Raw genomic sequence first — 18,372 nt, 5'->3', positions numbered from 1 at the left:
GACACGGCTCTGACATTTGGGGCGCCCGAATCCGCTCTCGGCGCGTCGGGGCGCCGGTCCACGGTAGGCCTGCCGGCACCTTCAGCCAATCTTGTTATCCACAGGGCGTGTGGATGAAGCCCCCAATGCTGTGGGTAACTCACTCCTTCCTGTGCACGGACCAGGGGACGACGCTGTGGACAAAATCTCACCCACCCCCGCCACACCCCACTTGACCTGCGGTTTCTCCATCCACGACCTGTGGGGGAGAAAAACTTTCCCGGTTCCTTCAAGATCGTCGCGAACGGCGCCCGAACGAGCTGCCAAGCGACGCTAAAGTAATAGATGTATTGCGAGTGCACCCATTACCTGTGGAAGATGAGACTGCGCCCATGACACAGGCTCCCGCGAGACCCCGGACCACCCTCCGCAAGCATGACCGCGAGATCTTCACGCTCGCCGTTCCCGCCTTCGGCGCGCTCGTCGCCGAGCCCCTCTTCGTCATGGCCGACAGCGCCGTCGTCGGCCACCTCGGGACGGCCCAGCTGGCCGGACTCGGCATCGCCGCCACCCTGCTCACCACGGCCGTGAGCGTCTTCGTCTTCCTCGCCTACGCCACCACCGCGGCGGTGGCCCGCCGGGTCGGCGCGGGAGACCTCAAGGCCGCCATCCGCCAGGGCATGGACGGCATCTGGCTCGCCCTGCTGCTCGGCGCGGCCGTGGTCGTCACGGTCCAGCCCACCGCCCCCGCCCTGGTCTCCCTACTCGGAGCCTCCGACACCGCCACCCCGTACGCCGTCAGCTACCTACGGATCGCCTCCCTGGGCATTCCGGCGATGCTGATGGTCCTGGCGGCCACCGGCGTACTCCGCGGACTTCAGGACACCCGCACACCGCTCTACGTCGCACTCGGCGGCTTCACCGCCAACGCGGCCCTGAACGTGGGCCTCGTCTACGGGGCCGGTCTGGGCATCGCCGGATCCGCCTGGGGCACGGTCATCGCCCAGTTCGCCATGGCGGCCGCCTACCTCGTCGTCGTGGTCCGCGGGGCCCGCCGCCACGGCGCCTCGCTACGGCCGGACGCCGCCGGGATCCGGGCCTGCGCCCAGGCCGGCGCCCCGCTGCTGATCCGCACCCTGTCCCTGCGCGCCGTGCTGGTGATCGCCACCGCGGTCGCCGCCCGGCTCGGGGACGCGGACATCGCCGCCCACCAGATCCTGCTCGCGCTCTGGAGCCTGCTCGCCTTCGCCCTGGACGCCATCGCGATCGCCGGCCAGGCCATCGTCGGCCGGTACCTGGGCGCCGGTGACGCCGAGGGCGCACGCGCGGTATGCCGCCGCATGGTCCAGTGGGGAATCGTGTCGGGCGCGGTGCTCGGGGTGCTGGTCGTGATCACCCGTCCGCTGTTCGTCCCGCTCTTCACCGGCGATCCGGCAGTCCAGGACGCCCTGCTGCCGGCTCTGCTCGTGATGGCGGTCTCCCAGCCCGTCTGCGGCATCGTGTTCGTCCTGGACGGGGTCCTGATGGGCGCCGGCGACGGTTCGTACCTCGCCTGGGCGATGCTCGTGACGCTGGCCGTCTTCGCTCCGGTCGCCCTGCTCGTGCCGGTCGTCGGAGGCGGGCTCACGGCGCTGTGGTGGGCGATGACCCTGATGATGCTGGTCCGCATGGCGACCCTCCAGCTACGCGCCCACTCGGGCCGCTGGCTGGTCACGGGCGCCAGCCGCTGAGGCTGTTCCCCGCGAACAGGCCGCCGCGTTTCACGTGGAACAACGACCGGCCCGTTTCACGTGAAACGACGACCACCCCTGTTTCACGTGAAACACCGACCAGCCGCCTGTTTCACGTGAAACATGCAGAAGGGCCGCACCCCCGAGGGGGTGCGGCCCTTATTGCGCAGCCTTAGGCCGCGACGACCTCGACGCCCACGTTCGCGGCGACCTCAGGGTGCAGACGCACGGAGACCTGGTACGAACCGAGGGTCTTGATCGGGGCAGACAGCTCCACGCGGCGCTTGTCGACCTTGGGACCACCGGAGGACTCGATCGCCGTGGCGACGTCGGCCGGGGTCACGGAGCCGAAGAGACGACCGGTGTCACCCGAGCGGGTGGACAGGCGGACCTTCAGGCCCTCGAGCTTGGCCTTGATCTCGTTGGCCTGCTCGATGGTCGCGATCTCGTGGATCTTGCGGGCGCGGCGGATCTGCGCCACGTCCTTCTCGCCACCCTTGGTCCAGCGGATCGCGAAACCACGCGGGACCAGGTAGTTGCGAGCGTAGCCGTCCTTGACGTCAACGACGTCGCCGGCAGTGCCGAGGCCAGAGACCTCGTGGGTCAGGATGATCTTCATTTTTCGGTCACCCTTCCCTTATCGCGCGGTGGACGTGTAGGGCAGCAGCGCCATCTCACGGCTGTTCTTGACGGCCGTGGCGACGTCACGCTGGTGCTGCGTGCAGTTGCCGGTCACGCGGCGGGCACGGATCTTGCCACGGTCGGAAATGAACTTCCGCAGCATGTTCGTGTCCTTGTAGTCCACGTACGCGGTCTTGTCCTTGCAGAATGCGCAGACCTTCTTCTTAGGCTTGCGCACAGGCGGCTTCGCCATTGTGTTTCTCCTGTGTGATCAAGAAGTGGGGAACGGGCTGCCCTAGAAGGGCGGCTCGTCCGAGTAGCCGCCGCCGGAGCCGCCGGAGCTGCCGGAGTTTCCACCCCAGCCACCCCCGCCGCCCTGCGGCTGACCGCCGGCCGGCGCGCTGGAGGCCCAGGGGTCGTCGGAGGGAGCTCCGCCGCCCTGCTGGCCGCCACCGCTGGGGGCTCCGCCCCAGCTGCCGCCGCCGCCACCCTGCTGGCCGCCGCCACCGCCGCCGTATCCACCCTGGCCACCGCGGCCGGCGGTCTTGGTGACCTTGGCCGTGGCGTTGCGCAGGCTGGGGCCGACTTCCTCGACGTCCAGCTCGTAGACCGTGCGCTTGACTCCGTCACGGTCCTCGTAAGAGCGCTGGCGAAGCCGGCCCTGGACGAGGACGCGCATGCCGCGCTGGAGCGACTCGGCGACGTTCTCAGCCGCCTGGCGCCATACCGAGCAGGTCAGGAACAGGCTTTCGCCGTCCTTCCACTCATTGGTCTGGCGGTCGAACGTGCGCGGGGTGGACGCGACGCGGAACTTCGCGACGGCCGCCCCGGAGGGGGTGAAGCGCAGCTCGGGGTCGTCGACGAGATTGCCGACGACCGTGATGACGGTCTCGCCTGCCATGGATGAACCTCTCGGCGGGGATTGCTGCTGGCTGCTGGTGCTTGGCTACTCGAACCCGATGACCTGTGAGCTAGAAGCTCAGTGGGTCTCGGGACGGAGGACCTTGGTCCGGAGGACCGACTCGTTCAGGTTCATCTGTCGGTCAAGCTCCTTGACGACCGCAGGCTCGGCCTGCAGGTCGATGACCGAGTAGATGCCCTCGGGCTTCTTCTTGATCTCGTAAGCGAGACGACGACGGCCCCAGGTGTCGACCTTCTCGACCTTTCCGTTGCCCTCACGGACGACGGAGAGGAAGTTCTCGATCAGCGGGGAGACAGCGCGCTCCTCGAGATCGGGGTCGAGGATGACCATCACTTCGTAGTGACGCATGTGGAACCCACCTCCTTTGGACTCAGCGGCCACGGTCGTTCCGTGGCAGGAGGGTCGTGATGCGTGCTGCACGATGACTGAGAGCAGACACCGCGCAGACCGTACAGAGTACCTGCTCACCTCCTTCCGGTTGAAATCCGGGACCAGAGGGCCACAATCTGTACACATCGGGTGTGCGCGGTGCTAGGACCGGCGAAGCGGCCGGCGAGGCGCTGCGGCACCGTCTCTCCTTCGTCGGGAGGTGCCTCATGGCACAGGCAATGCGACCGCAGCCGTCGATCTCTCTCTTGTCGACCGACCACAAGCCCCACCCGCTCCAGGACACGCTCCTCGCGGTCACGCTGGTGCTGGGCGCCGTGGCCTTCATCACGGCCTTCTTCCACCACCTGCACCTGCTGAGCTCGTGGACCGGCTTGATCGGGATCCTGACCGGGGCCTACGGCCAGTTCGTCTCGGAGACGACACGCGAGCGTTTCGCACTGATCATCGGCCTGGGCGCCTCGGCCATCGGCTTCTTCCTCGGCATGGCGCACGGCGGGCTCTTCGGGGGCTGGCTGGGCTGATCCGGGCGGCTCCGCGACAGGGGCGCGGGCGGGCTGCGGCCGGGCCGCGGCCCGCCCCTGCCCGTCCCCCAGATGGGTGGCGCCCTTGTCGCAGTAGGCTTCGCGCCATACCCAGCGAAGCCGCCGGAGGAGACACCCCGCATGAGCCTGTCCCTGAGGACCATCAGCCGAGAGCAGCATCTGGCCTATATCCAGAGCCTGTCCTCGGCGAGCCACTGTCAGGTCCCGGCATGGGCCGACGTCAAGAACGAGTGGCGTTCGGAGAGCCTCGGCTGGTTCGACAAATCCGAAGAACTCGTCGGTGTCGCGCTGGTGTTGTACCGCCAGCTGCCCAAGGTGAAGCGGTACCTCGCGTACCTTCCCGAGGGCCCGGTCATCAACTGGTACGCGCCCAATCTCGACGAGTGGCTGAAGCCGATGCTGGCGCACCTGAAGAGCCAGGGCGCGTTCACCGTGAAGATGGGCCCGCCGGTCGTCATCCGGCGCTGGAACTCGGCCGCCATCAAGGCCGGTATCCAGGATCCGGAGGTCAAGCGCCTGCGTGACGTCGAGGCGTCGCACATCGAGCCGCGCGCTTTCGAGGTCTCCGACAAGCTCCGCCGGATGGGCTGGCAGCAGGGCGAGGACGGCGGCGCCGGATTCGGTGACGTGCAGCCGCGTTACGTGTTCCAGGTGCCGCTGGCCAACCGTTCGCTGGACGACGTCCTCAAGGGCTTCAACCAGCTGTGGCGCCGCAACATCAAGAAGGCCGAGAAGGCCGGCGTCGAGGTGGTCCAGGGCGGTTACGAGGACCTGCCCACCTGGCAGCACCTGTACGAGATCACGGCCGAGCGGGACAAGTTCCGCCCGCGCCCGCTCAGCTACTTCCAGCGCCAGTGGACGGCCCTCAACTCCGAGGACCCCAACCGGATGCGCCTGTACATCGCGAAGCACGAGGGCGAGCCGCTGGCGGCCGCCACGATGCTGACGGTCGGCCAGCACGTCTGGTACTCGTACGGCGCCTCCGCGAACCACAAGCGCGAGGTCCGTCCGTCGAACGCGATGCAGTGGCGGATGCTCCGCGATTCGTACGCGCTGGGCGCAAGCGTGTACGACCTGCGCGGCATCAGTGACACCCTGGACGAGAACGACCACTTGTTCGGCCTGATCCAGTTCAAGGTCGGCACGGGTGGCGAGGCCGTGGAGTACGTCGGAGAGTGGGACTTCCCGCTCAACAAGGTGCTGCACAAGGCGCTCGACATCTACATGTCGCGGCGCTGACGGCTGCCGCCACCTCCTCTCCCCACCCTTTTCGAGAAAGGCTCCGTTCGGGTCATGGCGCTCACGCTCTACGTCGACACCGCGCGCTGGCGTGCGCACCAGAAGCAGGTCCTGGACCAGTTCCCGGGGATGATCCCGGTCTGCAAGGGCAACGGCTACGGGTTCAGCCACGAACGGCTGGCCGATGAGGCGACCCGGCTCGGCGCGGACGTCCTGGCCGTGGGCACGACGTTCGAGGCGTCCCGGATCAAGGACATGTTCAGCGGGGACCTGCTGGTCCTCACCCCGTTCCGGCGGGGTGAGGAGCCGGTGCCGCTGCCGGACCGGGTGATCCGCTCCGTCTCGTCCGTCGACGGGGTCCGTGCGCTGGTCGGCGTCCGTGTCGTCATCGAGTGCATGAGCTCGATGAAGCGGCACGGCGTCTCCGAGCAGGATCTGGGGATGCTGACCTCGGCCATCGAGGACGTGCGGCTGGAAGGTTTTGCCCTGCACCTGCCGCTGGACCGGCCGGACGGCTCCGACGCCGTCGAGGAGGTCATCGGCTGGATGGACCGGCTGCGGGCGGCCCGGCTGCCCCTGCACACCATGTTCGTCAGCCACCTGCGGGCCGAGGAGCTGGTGCGGCTGCAGCAGCAGTTCCCGCAGACGCGGTTCCGGGCCCGCATCGGGACCCGGCTGTGGCTGGGCGACCACGACGCCACCGAGTACCGCGGTGCGGTGCTGGACGTCACGCGCGTCGCCAAGGGGGACCGGTTCGGCTACCGGCAGCAGAAGGCCGCTTCGGACGGCTGGCTGGTCGTGGTCGCCGGCGGTACCTCGCACGGTGTGGGCCTGGAGGCGCCCAAGGCGCTGCACGGTGTGATGCCGCGGGCCAAGGGCGTGGCGCGGGCCGGGCTGGCGACGGTCAACCGCAACCTGTCGCCCTTCGTGTGGGCGGGCAAGCAGCGCTGGTTCGCGGAGCCTCCGCACATGCAGGTGTCGATCCTGTTCGTGCCGTCGGACGCGGACGAGCCGAAGGTCGGTGACGAGCTGGTGGCCCACCTGCGGCACACGACCACGCAGTTCGACCGCATGGTCGACCGCTAGGGCCCATGAGCGCCCGGCGGGGCCGCCGGGCGCTCATGGGCTGTGCTCGGGGGGCGGTCAGTACCCCCAGTCCACCCGCTGTCCCTGTGAGGGCGCCGCGTCCTGCGGCGCCCTCGCTGCGTCTCCGAGCACGAACACGTCGGGGGCGCCGTCCAGCACGCCGCCGGAGGGGTCGTCGGAGCCGTCGCGCCGGACCGGGTCCCGGTCGGGCCGCAGGATGTCCCGTACGACCACGGCGCACAGGTAGACCGTGGCGAGCAGGTGTGCGGCGATGGCCAGCTGGTAGCCCTCGAGGGGCAGCCCCTGGTGTTTGTCGCCGCTGCTCGTGTAGGCGAGGTACATCCAGATGCCGAGGAAGTACACGACCTCGCCGGCCTGCCAGATCAGGAAGTCGCGCCAGCGGGGCCGGGCGAGCGCGGCGAGCGGGATGAGCCACAGCACGTACTGGGGCGAGTAGACCTTGTTGGTGAGGACGAAGAAGGCCACGACCAGGAAGGCCAGCTGTGCCAGGCGGGGGCGGCGCGGGGCGGTCAGGGCGAGCAGTCCCAGGCCGGCGCAGAGCAGCAGCATGAGGGCGGTCGCGTACGTGTTCGCGTCGTCCAGGGGGTTCCCGGAGCGCTGCGAGACGATCAGCCAGAGGGAGCCGAAGTCGACGGGCCGTTCCTGGCTGAAGGTGTAGAACTTCCGCCATCCCTGCGGCGCCGCCAGCATCACCGGCAGGTTGACGACCAGCCAGGCGGCGGCCGCGCCGCCGAGGGCCGTCCCGTACGCGCGCCGTTTTCCGGCCCGCCAGCACAGGACGAACAGCGGGCCGAGGATCAGGACGGGGTAGAGCTTCGCGGCGGTGGCGAGGCCGATGAGGAGGCCGAAGGCGAGCGGCCGGCTCCGGGACCACATCAGCAGGGCGGCCGCGGTGAGGGCGACGGCGAGCAGGTCCCAGTTGATGGTGGCGGTGAGGGCGAAGGCGGGTGCCAGGGCGACGAGGAGGGCGTCCCAGGGGCGGCGGCGGTGGGTGCGGGCCACGCAGACGGCGATGACCGCGGCGCAGGCCATGAGCAGGCCCGCGTTGACCATCCAGTAGATCTGTTCGCGGTGCTGCATGGATCCGCCGTGTGGGGTGAGCCAGGAGGCGAATTCCATGAACAGGCCGGTGAGCACCGGGTACTCGAGGTACTGCATGTCGCCGGGGATCCGGTCCAGGTACGGCGTGAGGTTGTCCGAGAAGCCGCGGGCGACGTACAGGTGCGGGATGTCGGAGTAGCAGGCGTGCGTGTACTGCGATCCGGCCCCGCGGAACCAGGCCCAGTCGTAGCAGGGCAGTTTCTGCACCATGCCGAGGGCGAACATGCCGAGGGCGACCAGGGCGACCACGGCGACCGGGGTGATGCGGTGTCCGCCGGTCACGGCCCGCCTGCCGAGCGGGCCGCCGAGCAGCTCGCTGCCCGCCGCGGCGACCTCGTCCTGCTGGGTGGGCGGTACGGGGCGGTCCCCGTGCACCTTCGTCATGCGCACATCCTGCCGTACGGCGTCTCATGCGGTGAGGGCCGCCGCACCGGGGTGCGACGGCCCTCAGGGGGGCTCTGGAGGGGCTGTGGGCGGCCTGTGGGCGCCCTTGGACCGGGGTCCCGGGCCGAGGCCCCGTAGGCCGGGTCAGCCGCCTTCGGCGCCGGAGATCAGGCCGCTGTTGGAGCCTCCGTTGCGGCCGCCGGGTCTTCCGCTGCTCGACGGGCTGGTCGTCGGCGTCGGCTCGCCGGTCGCCCCGCCGTCGGAGGCGCCGCCGCTGTCGTTGCCGGTGGTGGTGCCCGAGTCCGTGCCGCCGTCGGTGTTGCAGTCCCACTGCCAGGGCTTGCAGGACGGCTTGCCGCCCCGGGACGGGGTGGGTGAGGGCGACTTGGTGGGACTCGGCGTGGTGGCGCTGGGCGTGGGCTCCACGGTCTTGGTGAACGTGGGGGTGGGCTTGGGGGTGGGGGCGCCGTCGGCGTCCGCGTCCACGCCGATCTCCTCGGCCTCCGGGAATTCCTTCTCCGGGGTGCCCTTGACGGCGTCCCGCATGTAGTTCACCCAGATCTCGGCCGGAATGTCACCACCGTGGATGGACGGGACGTCGCCCGTGCCGTTCATGGAGATGAGCTTCTTGTCCTTGGAGGTCGGGTCGGTGCGGAACAGCGTCACCGCGGTCGAGAGCTGCGGGGTGTAGCCGACGAACCAGGCCGACTTGTTGCGGTCGGTGGTGCCGGTCTTGCCGGCGACCGGCCGGCCCAGCTTCTTGGCCTTGGTGCCGGTGCCGTTCTCCACCACGTTCTGCAGCACCTTGGTGATGTTGTCGGCGATGGAGTTGTCCATCGCCTTCTGGGCCGCGGGGGGCTCGAAGCCGGACTGTTCCTTGCCGTCCTTGAGGACCTTCGTGACGGAGAACGGCTCGTGGTGGGTGCCGGAGGCGGCGAACGTCGCGTACGAGTCGGCCATCCGGATGGCGCTCGGGGTGGACGTGCCGAGGGCGAACGACGCGTCGTCGTTCGGGTTCATCGAGTCCTTGAGGATGCCGGTGGACTCGGCGACCTGGCGCACCTTGTCGTGGCCGACGTCGAAGACGAGCTGGGCGAACGGGGTGTTGATGGATTTCTCCATCGCCTCGTTGAGCGTCACGTACCCGAAGCGGGTGGGGCTCTCGTTCTTCTGCCGGAACGGACGGCCGTCGGCGTAGCGCAGCGGTTGGCCGTCGCGGTTCTTGATGACCGTCAGGTCGTTGCCGTTGTACTTGCTGTCCGCGGAGATGCCCTCGCCGTCGGAGTTCTGCGTGCCGTACTGCATGGCCGCGGCCAGCACGTACGGCTTCCAGGTGGAGCCGACCGGGACACCGATGGTGTTGGCGTTGTTCGAGAAGTGGTTCTTGTCGAAGCCGGCGCCGCCGTACAGGGCGACGATGGCGCCGTTGCTGGTGTCCACGGAGGCGGCGCCGAACTGGACGAACTTGTCCGTCCTGGGCCGGGCCTTCTCGTCGAGGAACTCCTTGCGCGTCTTGTCGACGGCCTTGGCGAGGGCGTCGACCTTCGGCTTCTGGAAGGTGGTGTGGATCTGGTAGCCGCCGCGGTCCAGGTCCTCGGGCTTGAGGTCCAGCTTCTTCATGACGTACTGCTTGGCCGTCTCGACCAGGTAGCCGGTCTGGCCGGACAGCGAGAGGGCCTGCGCGGAGGGCTGGAGCGTGGGGAACACCTTGTACTTGTCCCGCTCCGACTGCTCCATCCGGCCGACCTCGACCTCGCGGTCGAGCACCCACTTCCAGCGCTTCTTGGCGCGCTCCGTGTTGCCCTCGGGGGTGGCCGCGGCGCCGATGCCGCCGTCCGGGTTGTACAGGTTGGGGCCCTTGAGCAGCTGGGCGAGGAAGGCGCTCTGGGAGGGGTTGAGCTCCTCGCAGTCCAGCTTGAAGTACGCCTGGGAGGCCGCCTGGCAGCCGTAGGCGTTGCGGCCGAAGTATGCGGTGTTGAGATAGCCCTGCATGATCTCGGGCTTCTTCTTCGTGGCACCGACCTTTATCGAGATGAAGAGCTCGACGACCTTGCGCTTGAGCGTCTGCTCCGAGTCCAGGTAGGTGTTCTTCACGAACTGCTGGGTGATCGTGGAGCCGCCCTGGGTGTCGCCGCCGGTCGCCATGTTGAAGACGGCGCGGCCGATGCCCATGGGGTCGACGCCCTTGTCGTCGTCGAACGAGGCGTTCTCGGCCGCGATCACGGCGTCCTGCAGCGACTTCGGGATCTTCTCGATGGGCACGATCTGGCGGTTGCGCTCACCGCCCACCGCGGCCATCTGGGTCTCGTCGGCCCAGTAGTAGACGTTGTTCTGGGCGATCGCGGCCTGCTTCTCGCTGGGCGTGCCGACGAGGGCGAAGGCGATGCCGGCGCCCGCGGTCAGCAGGGCCGTGAAGCCGAGCGCGGTCCCGCCCACCAGCTTCCAGCTGGGCACGAAGCGCTTCCAGCCGTGCTTGTTCGCGCGCGGGTAGTCGATGAACCGCTTGCCGGCGGCCTCGCCACCCCGGCCCTGGGGCTCCGCACCGCGCCGACGGCCGCCGCGCTGCGCGGCCCGCCGGGCCTCGGCGCGGCTGCCGTGGACCGATTCCTGGCCGTAACCGCCCTGGGCGTGGCCGCCCTGGCCGTACGGATCCTGGCCGCGGCCATGCTGTCCGTACGGGGGCTGGCCGTAGGGGGACTGACCGTACGGGGCAGCGGGCGCTCCGGTGGGGACGTCCCGTCCGTCCGCGCCTCTGCGACCGGGACGCTGCTGCGCGGCCCGGCGGGCCGCGGCGCGTCCACCGCCCTGCGACTGAGGCGGTTTACGACGGTGCTCGCTCATCGAACGACTACTCCTCGGGCAGGCGAGTGACGCCTGAAGCGGCAGTTGAGTTCCGGTCCCCCCGGTGTCTGCCGCACAGACTACGCACGGTCAAAACGCTCGCAGCGCAGAAGTTCACCCCAAATCAGGCAACTTGCCTCCTACGAATTGGTGATGTGACGCCGGTCACCATGTCCGGCCTTGCCGTCTGCCCGCGCCCGTTCTATCGTCCGGATGTATCGAGTCGATACATCAGCTCGGCATAAGGAACCAGGGCGGAGGAGGAGGCGGCGAGTGAGCAGACGCTCAGGAATCCTCGAATTCGCCGTCCTCGGTCTGCTTCGCGAGTCCCCGATGCACGGTTATGAGCTGCGGAAACGGCTCAATACCTCACTGGGGGTGTTCCGGGCGTTCAGCTACGGAACCCTCTACCCCTGCCTCAAGACGCTGGTGGCGAACGGCTGGTTGATCGAGGAACCGGGGAATGCCCCGGAGGACGCCCTCGCCGCTTCACTCGCGGGGCGCCGTGCCAAGATCGTCTACCGGTTGACGGCGGAAGGTAAGGAGCACTTCGAGGAGCTCCTGTCCCACACCGGACCCGACACCTGGGAAGACGAGTCCTTCGCGGCCCGCTTCGCCTTCTTCGGCCAGACCGAACGTGAAGTGCGGATGCGGGTGCTCGAAGGCCGTCGGAGCCGTCTCGAGGAGCGCCTGGAGAAGATGCGGGCCTCACTGGCCCGCACCCGGGAACGCCTCGACGACTACACGCTTGAGCTGCAGCGGCACGGAATGGAGTCCGTGGAGCGCGAAGTGCGCTGGCTGAACGAGCTCATCGAGAGCGAGCGGGCGGGACGGGATCGGCGACGACCCGAATCGCCCGACGACACTGCAAAGTGAGGGCCTGCGGATGCAGGCGCTCAACCGGAACACTGAGAACTGACAGGGAGCAACCGGAATGGGTTCGGTTCGCGTAGCCATCGTCGGCGTGGGCAACTGCGCCGCCTCGCTGGTGCAGGGCGTCGAGTACTACAAGGACGCCGACCCGGCCACCAAGGTCCCGGGTCTGATGCACGTCCAGTTCGGCGACTACCACGTCGGTGACGTCGAGTTCGTTGCCGCCTTCGACGTCGACGCGAAGAAGGTCGGCCTCGACCTCTCGGACGCCATCGGCGCCAGCGAGAACAACACCATCAAGATCTGCGACGTCCCGAGCGCGGGCGTCACGGTCCAGCGCGGCCACACCCTGGACGGCCTCGGCAAGTACTACCGGATGACCATCGAGGAGTCCGACGAGGCTCCGGTCGACGTCGTCCAGATCCTCAAGGACCGCCAGGTCGACGTCCTCGTCTGCTACCTCCCGGTCGGCTCCGAGGCTGCTGCGAAGTTCTACGCGCAGTGCGCCATCGACGCCAAGGTCGCGTTCGTCAACGCCCTCCCGGTCTTCATCGCCGGCACCAAGGAGTGGGCGGACAAGTTCACCGAGGCCGGTGTCCCGATCGTCGGCGACGACATCAAGTCGCAGGTCGGCGCGACCATCACGCACCGCGTGATGGCGAAGCTGTTCGAGGACCGCGGTGTCCGTCTTGAGCGCACCATGCAGCTCAACGTCGGCGGCAACATGGACTTCAAGAACATGCTGGAGCGCGAGCGCCTCGAGTCGAAGAAGATCTCGAAGACGCAGGCCGTCACCTCGCAGATCCCGGACCGCGAGATGGGCGAGAAGAACGTCCACATCGGCCCGTCCGACTACGTCGCGTGGCTCGACGACCGCAAGTGGGCCTACGTCCGCCTTGAGGGCCGTGCGTTCGGCGACGTCCCGCTGAACCTCGAGTACAAGCTCGAGGTGTGGGACTCCCCGAACTCCGCCGGTGTCATCATCGACGCCCTGCGCGCCGCGAAGATCGCGAAGGACCGGGGCATCGGTGGCCCGATCCTCTCCGCGTCCTCGTACTTCATGAAGTCCCCGCCGGTGCAGTACTTCGACGACGAGGCCCTGGCCAACGTCGAGAAGTTCATCAAGGGCGAGGTCGAGCGCTAAACAGCGCCGACCGGCCGGGACGACACGTCTTCGGCTGTCTTTCCGCAGAGGGTCCCCGGACAATGTGTCCGGGGACCCTCTCCGTGTGTGACCCTTGCCCACATGCCTGTCGTACGTGATCTGCGCGTACTCCTGCGCCTCAGGGACTTCCGCCACCTGCTCGCCGTGCGACTGCTCTCCCAGGCCGCCGACGGCGTCTACCAGGTGGCCCTCGCCACCTATGTGGTCTTCTCCCCCGAGAAGCAGACCTCGCCCGCCGCGATCGCCTCCGCCATGGCCGTCCTGCTGCTCCCGTACTCGGTCGTCGGCCCCTTCGCCGGGGTCCTGCTCGACCGGTGGCGCCGCCGCCAGGTCTTCCTCTACGGCAATCTCCTGCGCGCCTTCCTGGCCTGCGGGACCGCGGTCCTGGTCCTCGCCGCCGCCCCCGACTGGCTGTTCTACGCGTCCGCCCTCTCCGTCACCGCGGTCAACCGCTTCGTGCTGGCCGGGCTCTCCGCCTCCCTGCCCCGCGTCGTCGACGCGGGCCGGCTGGTGACCGCGAACGCGCTCTCGCCGACCGCCGGAACCCTCGCGGCCACCGCCGGCGGCGCCCTCGCCTTCCTCGTCCGGCTGCTCGCCGCGGACTCCAACGCCCCGGTCGTGCTGCTGGGCGCGGTGCTCTATCTGTGCGCGGCCCTCGCTTCGCTGCGGCTGGCCGTCGGACTGCTCGGCCCGGACCACGGCCCGGACCACCGTCATCCCCGCCTCGTCGAGGCCCTCGCCCTGACCGCGCGCGGGATGGCAGAGGGCCTGCGCCACCTCGCGGCCCGCCGGGAGGCCGCCCGCGCCTTGGCCGCCATGACCCTCATGCGGTTCTGCTACGGCGCGCTCCTGGTGATGCTGCTCATGCTCTGCCGCTACGCCTGGTCCGACCGCGAGTCGGACGGGCTGGCCCTGCTGGGCCTGGCGATCGGGGTGTCCGGAGGCGGGTTCTTCGTCGCGGCCCTGATCACTCCCTGGGCCGTGGCCAGGCTCGGCACCCACGGCTGGATCACCGCCTGCGCGGGGATCGCCGCCGTCCTCGTGCCCGCCCTGGGGCTGCCCTTCACGGTCGCACCGGCACTGGTGGCCGCGTTCGTCCTGGGGCTGGTCACACAGAGCGCGAAGATCTGCACCGACACCGAGGTCCAGTCCCGGGTGGACGACGCCTTCCGGGGCCGGGTCTTCGCCGTCTACGACGTGCTGTTCAACGTCGCCTTCGTGGGCGCGGCGGCGGTGTCCGCCCTGATGCTGCCGCCGGACGGGAAGTCCGTGGTCCTGGTCCTCTTCGTCGCCGTCCTCTACACCGCGGTCGCGCTGGGACTCATGCGGAAGGGGCGACGTTTCACGTGAAACAACGCCCCTGTTTCACGTGAAACATCGCCCTCGCAGCTACTGCCCCGCCGCCCTCGGCCCGCCCCGTCGTCCTCGATGTTTCACGTGAAACATCGAGGACGGGTCGCGGCGTCGAGCCCTGCGGCGGCCGGCTCAGCCCTGGGTGGCCCACCACTCCTTGAGCGCCTCGGCCGCGGCCTCCGAGCCCATCGGCCCGTTCTCCAGCCGCAGCTCCAGCAGGAACTGGTACGCCTGCCCGATCACGGGACCGGGCCCCACGCCCAGCACCGCCATGATCTCGTTGCCGTCGAGGTCGGGCCGGATCGCGTCCAGCTCCTCCTGCTCCTGAAGCTGCGCGATGCGCTCCTCCAGGCCGTCGTAGGTCCGCGACAGCGCGGTGGCCTTGCGCTTGTTCCGCGTGGTGCAGTCGGAGCGGGTCAGTTTGTGCAGGCGGCTGAGCAGCGGACCCGCGTCGCGCACGTACCGGCGCACCGCCGAGTCGGTCCACTCGCCGTCCCCGTAACCGTGGAAACGCAGGTGGAGCTCGACCAGCCGCGAGACGTCCTTGACCATGTCGTTGGAGTACTTCAGCGCCGTCATGCGCTTCTTGGTCATCTTGGCGCCGACCACCTCGTGGTGGTGGAAGGAGACCCGCCCGTCACTCTCGAAGCGGCGCGTGCGCGGCTTGCCGATGTCGTGCAGCAGCGCGGCCAGCCGCAGCACCAGGTCGGGGCCGTCCTCCTCCAGGTCGATCGCCTGCTCCAGCACGATCAGCGAGTGGTCGTAGACGTCCTTGTGCCGGTGGTGCTCGTCGCTCTCCAGCCGCAGGGCCGGCAGCTCGGGCAGCACGTGGTCGGCCAGGCCGGTGTCCACGAGCAGCGCCAGCCCCTTGCGCGGCCGGGCCGAGAGCAGCAGCTTGTTGAACTCCTCGCGGACCCGCTCCGCCGAGACGATCTCCAGCCGGTCGGACATGGCCGTCATCGCGGCCACCACGTCGGGAGCCACCTCGAAGTCCAGCTGGGCGGCGAACCGGGCGGCCCGCATCATGCGCAGCGGATCGTCCGAGAAAGACTCCTCGGGCGTGCCCGGGGTCCGCAGGACCCGCGCGTCGAGGTCCTCCAGGCCGCCGTGCGGGTCGATGAACTCCTTCTGCGGAAGAGCCACCGCCATGGCGTTCACCGTGAAGTCGCGCCGGACCAGGTCCTGCTCGATCGAGTCGCCGTACGAGACCTCGGGCTTGCGCGACGTCCGGTCGTACGCCTCGGAGCGGTACGTGGTCACCTCGATCTGGTAGCCGTCCTTCTGCGCGCCGACCGTGCCGAAGGCGATGCCGACGTCCCAGACGGAGTCCGCCCAGCCGCGGACGAGCCCCAGCACGTCCTCGGGACGGGCGTCTGTGGTGAAGTCGAGGTCGTTGCCGAGCCGGCCCAGCAGCGCGTCCCTGACGGAGCCCCCGACGAGGGCGAGACTGAAGCCCGCCCCCTGAAAACGGCGGGCAAGATCGTCTGCGACAGGGGAGACCCGCAGCAGCTCGGTCACGGCGCGCTGCTGCACCTGGCTCAGGGCGCTGGGGGTGTCTTCGTTGGCGTTCGGCACAACAGAAGAGGGTACGTGGCCCGCCCGGTGCGAGCTCCCCGGTTTCCGCCCAGGTCGGGCAGCGGCCACCCCACGGCCCGGACGGCAGGCACCCCGCCCCGGCCGGCGTGCACCCGGGCCCCGGCGATCATGTGGAGCAGTCCGCGGCACTCACGCCCAGCGGCTCTCGTTACCATGCGTGGACGCACAACCGACGACCACTGACACGACGAGGGACGGGCGAGCGCGTGGCCGAGGCGGCAGACATCCAGGGGACCACCCCCGCTCCTGCCCGCCGCTGGCTGCGGCGGGCAGTCGTTCTGCTCGCCGGAACGCCGGTGCTGGCCGGGCTGGTGTACGTACAGGCGGGGTCCTCCGCACAGGCCGCGCCGACCGCCCCGAGCGCGCCGGCCGTCCCGTCCACGCCGGCCGGCCCCCGCTCCGGGTCGTCCACGGTCGAAGTGTCCGTGGATTCCCTCACACCGAGCGCGCCGGTGAAGGACGACACCCTCACGATCACCGGGACCGTCTTCAACCGCGGCCCCGAGGCGATCACGAAGGCACACGTCGGACTCCGCGTCGGAGCGGTCCTCAGCGAACGCGACTCGATCGACGAAGCCACCGAGGGGACCACGTTCCGCCCCGGTGTCGACCCCTCGGAGATCGACTCGGCGTACGCGGTGAAACTCCCCGACCTCGCCGCGAAGACCGCCCAGCCCTTCACACTGAAGATCCCCGTGAGCAAGCTGGAGCTCGACGAGGACGGCGTGTACCCGCTGGGCGTCTCGATGTCCGGTGAAAGCGGCGACCGCGGGTACGAGCAGGTCCTGGGGCTGCGCCGGACCCTGCTGCCCTGGCAGCCCGACGCCGCCGCCAAGCGCTCCCAGCTCAGCTACGTGTGGCCGCTGATCTCCACGACCCACCTGACGGCGGAGACGGGCTCGGACGAAACCCAGACCCCGGTCTTCGAGAACGACGACCTCGCAGCCGAGCTCGCCCCCGGCGGCCGCCTGGAGCAGATGGTCACCCTCGGATCCGGGCTGCCCGTCACCTGGGTCATCGACCCCGACCTGCTCGCCAGCGCCGACGCGATGAAGGGCAGCTACCGGGTCCGGACCGCGGACGGCAGCACCGTACCCGGCACCAACCAGGACATCGCCAAGCGCTGGCTGAACGCCCTGGAACAGGCCGTCCAGGGCAAAAAGGTCGTCGCCCTCCCCTTCGCCGACCCCGACCTCGCCTCCCTCGCCCACCGCGGCAAGAACGTCTCCGGCTCACTGGGACAGCTCCGGCCCGCCACCGAGAAGGCCAAGCAGGCCGTGGAGACCGTCCTGCACGTCACCCCGTCCACGGACTTCTCCTGGCCGGTGGACGGGGCCGTGGACCCCGCGATCGTCAGCGTCGCCACCTCCGCGGGCGCCCACAACGTGCTCGCACGCAGCGACAGCCTCCAGGAGACCGGCGGCCTCGGCTACACCCCGTCCGCGGCCCGCCCCATCGGAGCCGGCCGCACCGCCGTCGTCGCCGACGCCCGCCTCTCCACCGCCTTCACCGGGGACATGCTCAGCGCCGAGAAATCCACGCTCGCCGTGCAGCGCTTCCTCGCGCAGAGCCTCGCCCTCAACCTCCAGGACGCCGACGCCCAGCGCAGCTTCGTCGTCGCCCCGCAGCGCATGCCCACCGCCAGCCAGGCACAGACGATGGCCCAGGCACTGCGCGCCCTGCAGCCCGGCCGCTGGACCCTGCCCGTCGACCTCGAAACCGCCGCCAAGACCAAGCCGGACCCGGACGCCACCTCCCTGGTTCCCGGCGCGGGCCAGTACCCCCAGGCACTGAGCCGCCAGGAACTGCCGCAGTCCGCCTTCGAGAAGATCCGCACCACCCAGAACACCCTCGACAACTTCAAGGTGATCCTCACCAAGCCCGAGCGGGTCGAATTCCCCTTCGGCAACACCTTCAACCGGGAGATGTCCACCTCCTGGCGCGGCCGCGCCCAAGAGGGCCGGACCTACCGCAACGAGGTACAGGACTACCTGATCACCCTCACCCAGCGGGTACAGCTGATCCCCAAGTCGGACGTCACCCTCTCCGGCCACAGCGCGACCGTCCCGGTCACCGTCCAGAACAGCCTCGTCCAGGACGTCCAGGGCCTCGTCCTCAAAGTGAAGTCCACCAACCCCACCCGACTGATGTTCGGCGACTCCGGCGAGGCCGAGCAGGACGTCACCATCACGGGCGGACACAGCCAGTCGGTCAAGTTCACGGCGAACGCCACGGCCAGCGGCCCCGTCGAGGTCACCGCACAGCTCTTCACCAAAGAAGGCGTCCCCTACGGCAAGGAGCGCCGCTTCGTCGTCGACGCCACCGAGATCACCGCCACGGTGATGCTCGTCATCGCCGGCGGCATGCTGCTCCTCGTCCTCGCCTGCATCAAGATGTACGCCAGCCGCAAGCGCGCCGCGGCCCGTGCCGCCTCCGAGGAGAGCACGCAGCCGAGTGACCCGACACCGGACACCGCACCCGAAAGCGGTGACCCGTCCGGCCCGGGTGAGACAGTGGACCGTTGAGCGA

Annotated in this window: 15 protein-coding genes; 8 read left to right on the top strand and 7 right to left on the bottom strand. The window is 69.4% G+C overall.

Annotated elements, in window-relative coordinates:
* Positions 1-371: 371 nt before the first annotated feature.
* Entirely contained in the window at positions 372-1,709 is a 1,338-nt protein-coding gene (locus OG764_RS18800) for an MATE family efflux transporter (protein ID WP_328969584.1), read from the top strand.
* A gap of 172 nt (positions 1,710-1,881) precedes the next feature.
* Here the strand turns inward: OG764_RS18800 and rplI are convergent, their stop codons facing one another.
* The 4 genes from rplI to rpsF all read right to left on the bottom strand — a co-directional run bounded on the left by rplI (position 1,882) and on the right by rpsF (position 3,600).
* A complete protein-coding gene (gene rplI, locus OG764_RS18795; protein WP_328969583.1) occupies positions 1,882-2,328 on the bottom strand; it encodes a 50S ribosomal protein L9 in 447 nt (148 codons plus the stop codon).
* Between the two features lie 18 nt (positions 2,329-2,346).
* The gene (gene rpsR, locus OG764_RS18790; RefSeq protein ID WP_005315025.1) at positions 2,347-2,583 is read right to left on the bottom strand and encodes a 30S ribosomal protein S18; all 237 of its coding nucleotides are present in this window, start codon (positions 2,581-2,583) and stop codon (positions 2,347-2,349) included.
* Between the two features lie 42 nt (positions 2,584-2,625).
* Positions 2,626-3,231, bottom strand: coding sequence for a single-stranded DNA-binding protein (locus OG764_RS18785; RefSeq protein ID WP_328969582.1), 606 nt, complete (start codon positions 3,229-3,231; stop codon positions 2,626-2,628).
* 78 nt (positions 3,232-3,309) lie between these two features.
* Positions 3,310-3,600 carry a 30S ribosomal protein S6 gene (gene rpsF / locus OG764_RS18780; protein ID WP_004950685.1) on the bottom strand — a complete coding sequence of 97 codons (291 nt, stop codon included), beginning with the start codon at positions 3,598-3,600 and terminating at the stop codon, positions 3,310-3,312.
* Positions 3,601-3,848: 248 nt separating this feature from the next.
* On the opposite strand from rpsF, the gene OG764_RS18775 reads away from it, so the two are divergent.
* From OG764_RS18775 to OG764_RS18765, 3 genes are all read left to right on the top strand, one after another.
* On the top strand, positions 3,849-4,163 hold the full coding sequence (locus OG764_RS18775; protein ID WP_328969581.1) for a hypothetical protein: 315 nt from the start codon (positions 3,849-3,851) through the stop codon (positions 4,161-4,163).
* Positions 4,164-4,304: 141 nt separating this feature from the next.
* The gene (locus tag OG764_RS18770; protein ID WP_328969580.1) at positions 4,305-5,423 is read left to right on the top strand and encodes a lipid II:glycine glycyltransferase FemX; all 1,119 of its coding nucleotides are present in this window, start codon (positions 4,305-4,307) and stop codon (positions 5,421-5,423) included.
* 54 nt (positions 5,424-5,477) lie between these two features.
* Positions 5,478-6,509: an alanine racemase gene (locus OG764_RS18765; RefSeq protein WP_328969579.1), complete on the top strand. Its 1,032-nt coding sequence runs from the start codon at positions 5,478-5,480 to the stop codon at positions 6,507-6,509.
* Positions 6,510-6,566: 57 nt separating this feature from the next.
* On the opposite strand, the gene OG764_RS18760 is transcribed toward OG764_RS18765, so the two are convergent.
* Together OG764_RS18760 and OG764_RS18755 are read right to left on the bottom strand one after the other, a co-directional pair.
* The gene (locus tag OG764_RS18760) at positions 6,567-8,015 is read right to left on the bottom strand and encodes a glycosyltransferase family 87 protein (RefSeq protein ID WP_328969578.1); all 1,449 of its coding nucleotides are present in this window, start codon (positions 8,013-8,015) and stop codon (positions 6,567-6,569) included.
* A gap of 144 nt (positions 8,016-8,159) precedes the next feature.
* Entirely contained in the window at positions 8,160-10,856 is a 2,697-nt protein-coding gene (locus OG764_RS18755; protein WP_328969577.1) for a transglycosylase domain-containing protein, read from the bottom strand.
* A 273-nt stretch (positions 10,857-11,129) separates the two neighbouring features.
* Here OG764_RS18755 and OG764_RS18750 point away from each other — a divergent pair, with 273 nt between their 5' ends.
* The 3 genes from OG764_RS18750 to OG764_RS18740 all read left to right on the top strand — a co-directional run bounded on the left by OG764_RS18750 (position 11,130) and on the right by OG764_RS18740 (position 14,244).
* On the top strand, positions 11,130-11,732 hold the full coding sequence (locus OG764_RS18750) for a PadR family transcriptional regulator (RefSeq protein WP_328969576.1): 603 nt from the start codon (positions 11,130-11,132) through the stop codon (positions 11,730-11,732).
* A 58-nt stretch (positions 11,733-11,790) separates the two neighbouring features.
* Positions 11,791-12,873, top strand: a complete 1,083-nt coding sequence (locus OG764_RS18745) for an inositol-3-phosphate synthase (RefSeq protein ID WP_328969575.1) — start codon at positions 11,791-11,793, stop codon at positions 12,871-12,873.
* Positions 12,874-12,975: 102 nt separating this feature from the next.
* Positions 12,976-14,244 (top strand): MFS transporter, encoded by a 1,269-nt coding sequence (locus tag OG764_RS18740; protein WP_328969574.1) that lies wholly within the window; start codon positions 12,976-12,978, stop codon positions 14,242-14,244.
* 135 nt (positions 14,245-14,379) lie between these two features.
* Here OG764_RS18740 and OG764_RS18735 read toward each other — a convergent pair whose 3' ends face one another.
* Positions 14,380-15,822 (bottom strand): CCA tRNA nucleotidyltransferase, encoded by a 1,443-nt coding sequence (locus OG764_RS18735; protein ID WP_328969573.1) that lies wholly within the window; start codon positions 15,820-15,822, stop codon positions 14,380-14,382.
* 227 nt (positions 15,823-16,049) lie between these two features.
* Here OG764_RS18735 and OG764_RS18730 point away from each other — a divergent pair, with 227 nt between their 5' ends.
* Positions 16,050-18,368, top strand: a complete 2,319-nt coding sequence (locus OG764_RS18730; RefSeq protein WP_328969572.1) for a DUF6049 family protein — start codon at positions 16,050-16,052, stop codon at positions 18,366-18,368.
* The last annotated feature ends 4 nt before the right edge of the window (positions 18,369-18,372 follow it).

This window comes from Streptomyces sp. NBC_00239, from assembly GCF_036194065.1.
Lineage (GTDB): Bacteria > Actinomycetota > Actinomycetes > Streptomycetales > Streptomycetaceae > Streptomyces.
Note: the sequence above shows the minus strand (reverse complement) of the source record. Positions and strands in the feature narration are given on the sequence as shown.

Coding starts and splice junctions, on each gene's coding strand:
- OG764_RS18800 (WP_328969584.1), top strand. CDS start 372: ATGACACAGGCTCCCGCGAGACCCCGGACCACCCTCCGCAAGCATGAC.
- rplI (WP_328969583.1), bottom strand. CDS start 2,328: ATGAAGATCATCCTGACCCACGAGGTCTCTGGCCTCGGCACTGCCGGC.
- rpsR (WP_005315025.1), bottom strand. CDS start 2,583: ATGGCGAAGCCGCCTGTGCGCAAGCCTAAGAAGAAGGTCTGCGCATTC.
- OG764_RS18785 (WP_328969582.1), bottom strand. CDS start 3,231: ATGGCAGGCGAGACCGTCATCACGGTCGTCGGCAATCTCGTCGACGAC.
- rpsF (WP_004950685.1), bottom strand. CDS start 3,600: ATGCGTCACTACGAAGTGATGGTCATCCTCGACCCCGATCTCGAGGAG.
- OG764_RS18775 (WP_328969581.1), top strand. CDS start 3,849: ATGGCACAGGCAATGCGACCGCAGCCGTCGATCTCTCTCTTGTCGACC.
- OG764_RS18770 (WP_328969580.1), top strand. CDS start 4,305: ATGAGCCTGTCCCTGAGGACCATCAGCCGAGAGCAGCATCTGGCCTAT.
- OG764_RS18765 (WP_328969579.1), top strand. CDS start 5,478: ATGGCGCTCACGCTCTACGTCGACACCGCGCGCTGGCGTGCGCACCAG.
- OG764_RS18760 (WP_328969578.1), bottom strand. CDS start 8,015: ATGACGAAGGTGCACGGGGACCGCCCCGTACCGCCCACCCAGCAGGAC.
- OG764_RS18755 (WP_328969577.1), bottom strand. CDS start 10,856: ATGAGCGAGCACCGTCGTAAACCGCCTCAGTCGCAGGGCGGTGGACGC.
- OG764_RS18745 (WP_328969575.1), top strand. CDS start 11,791: ATGGGTTCGGTTCGCGTAGCCATCGTCGGCGTGGGCAACTGCGCCGCC.
- OG764_RS18740 (WP_328969574.1), top strand. CDS start 12,976: ATGCCTGTCGTACGTGATCTGCGCGTACTCCTGCGCCTCAGGGACTTC.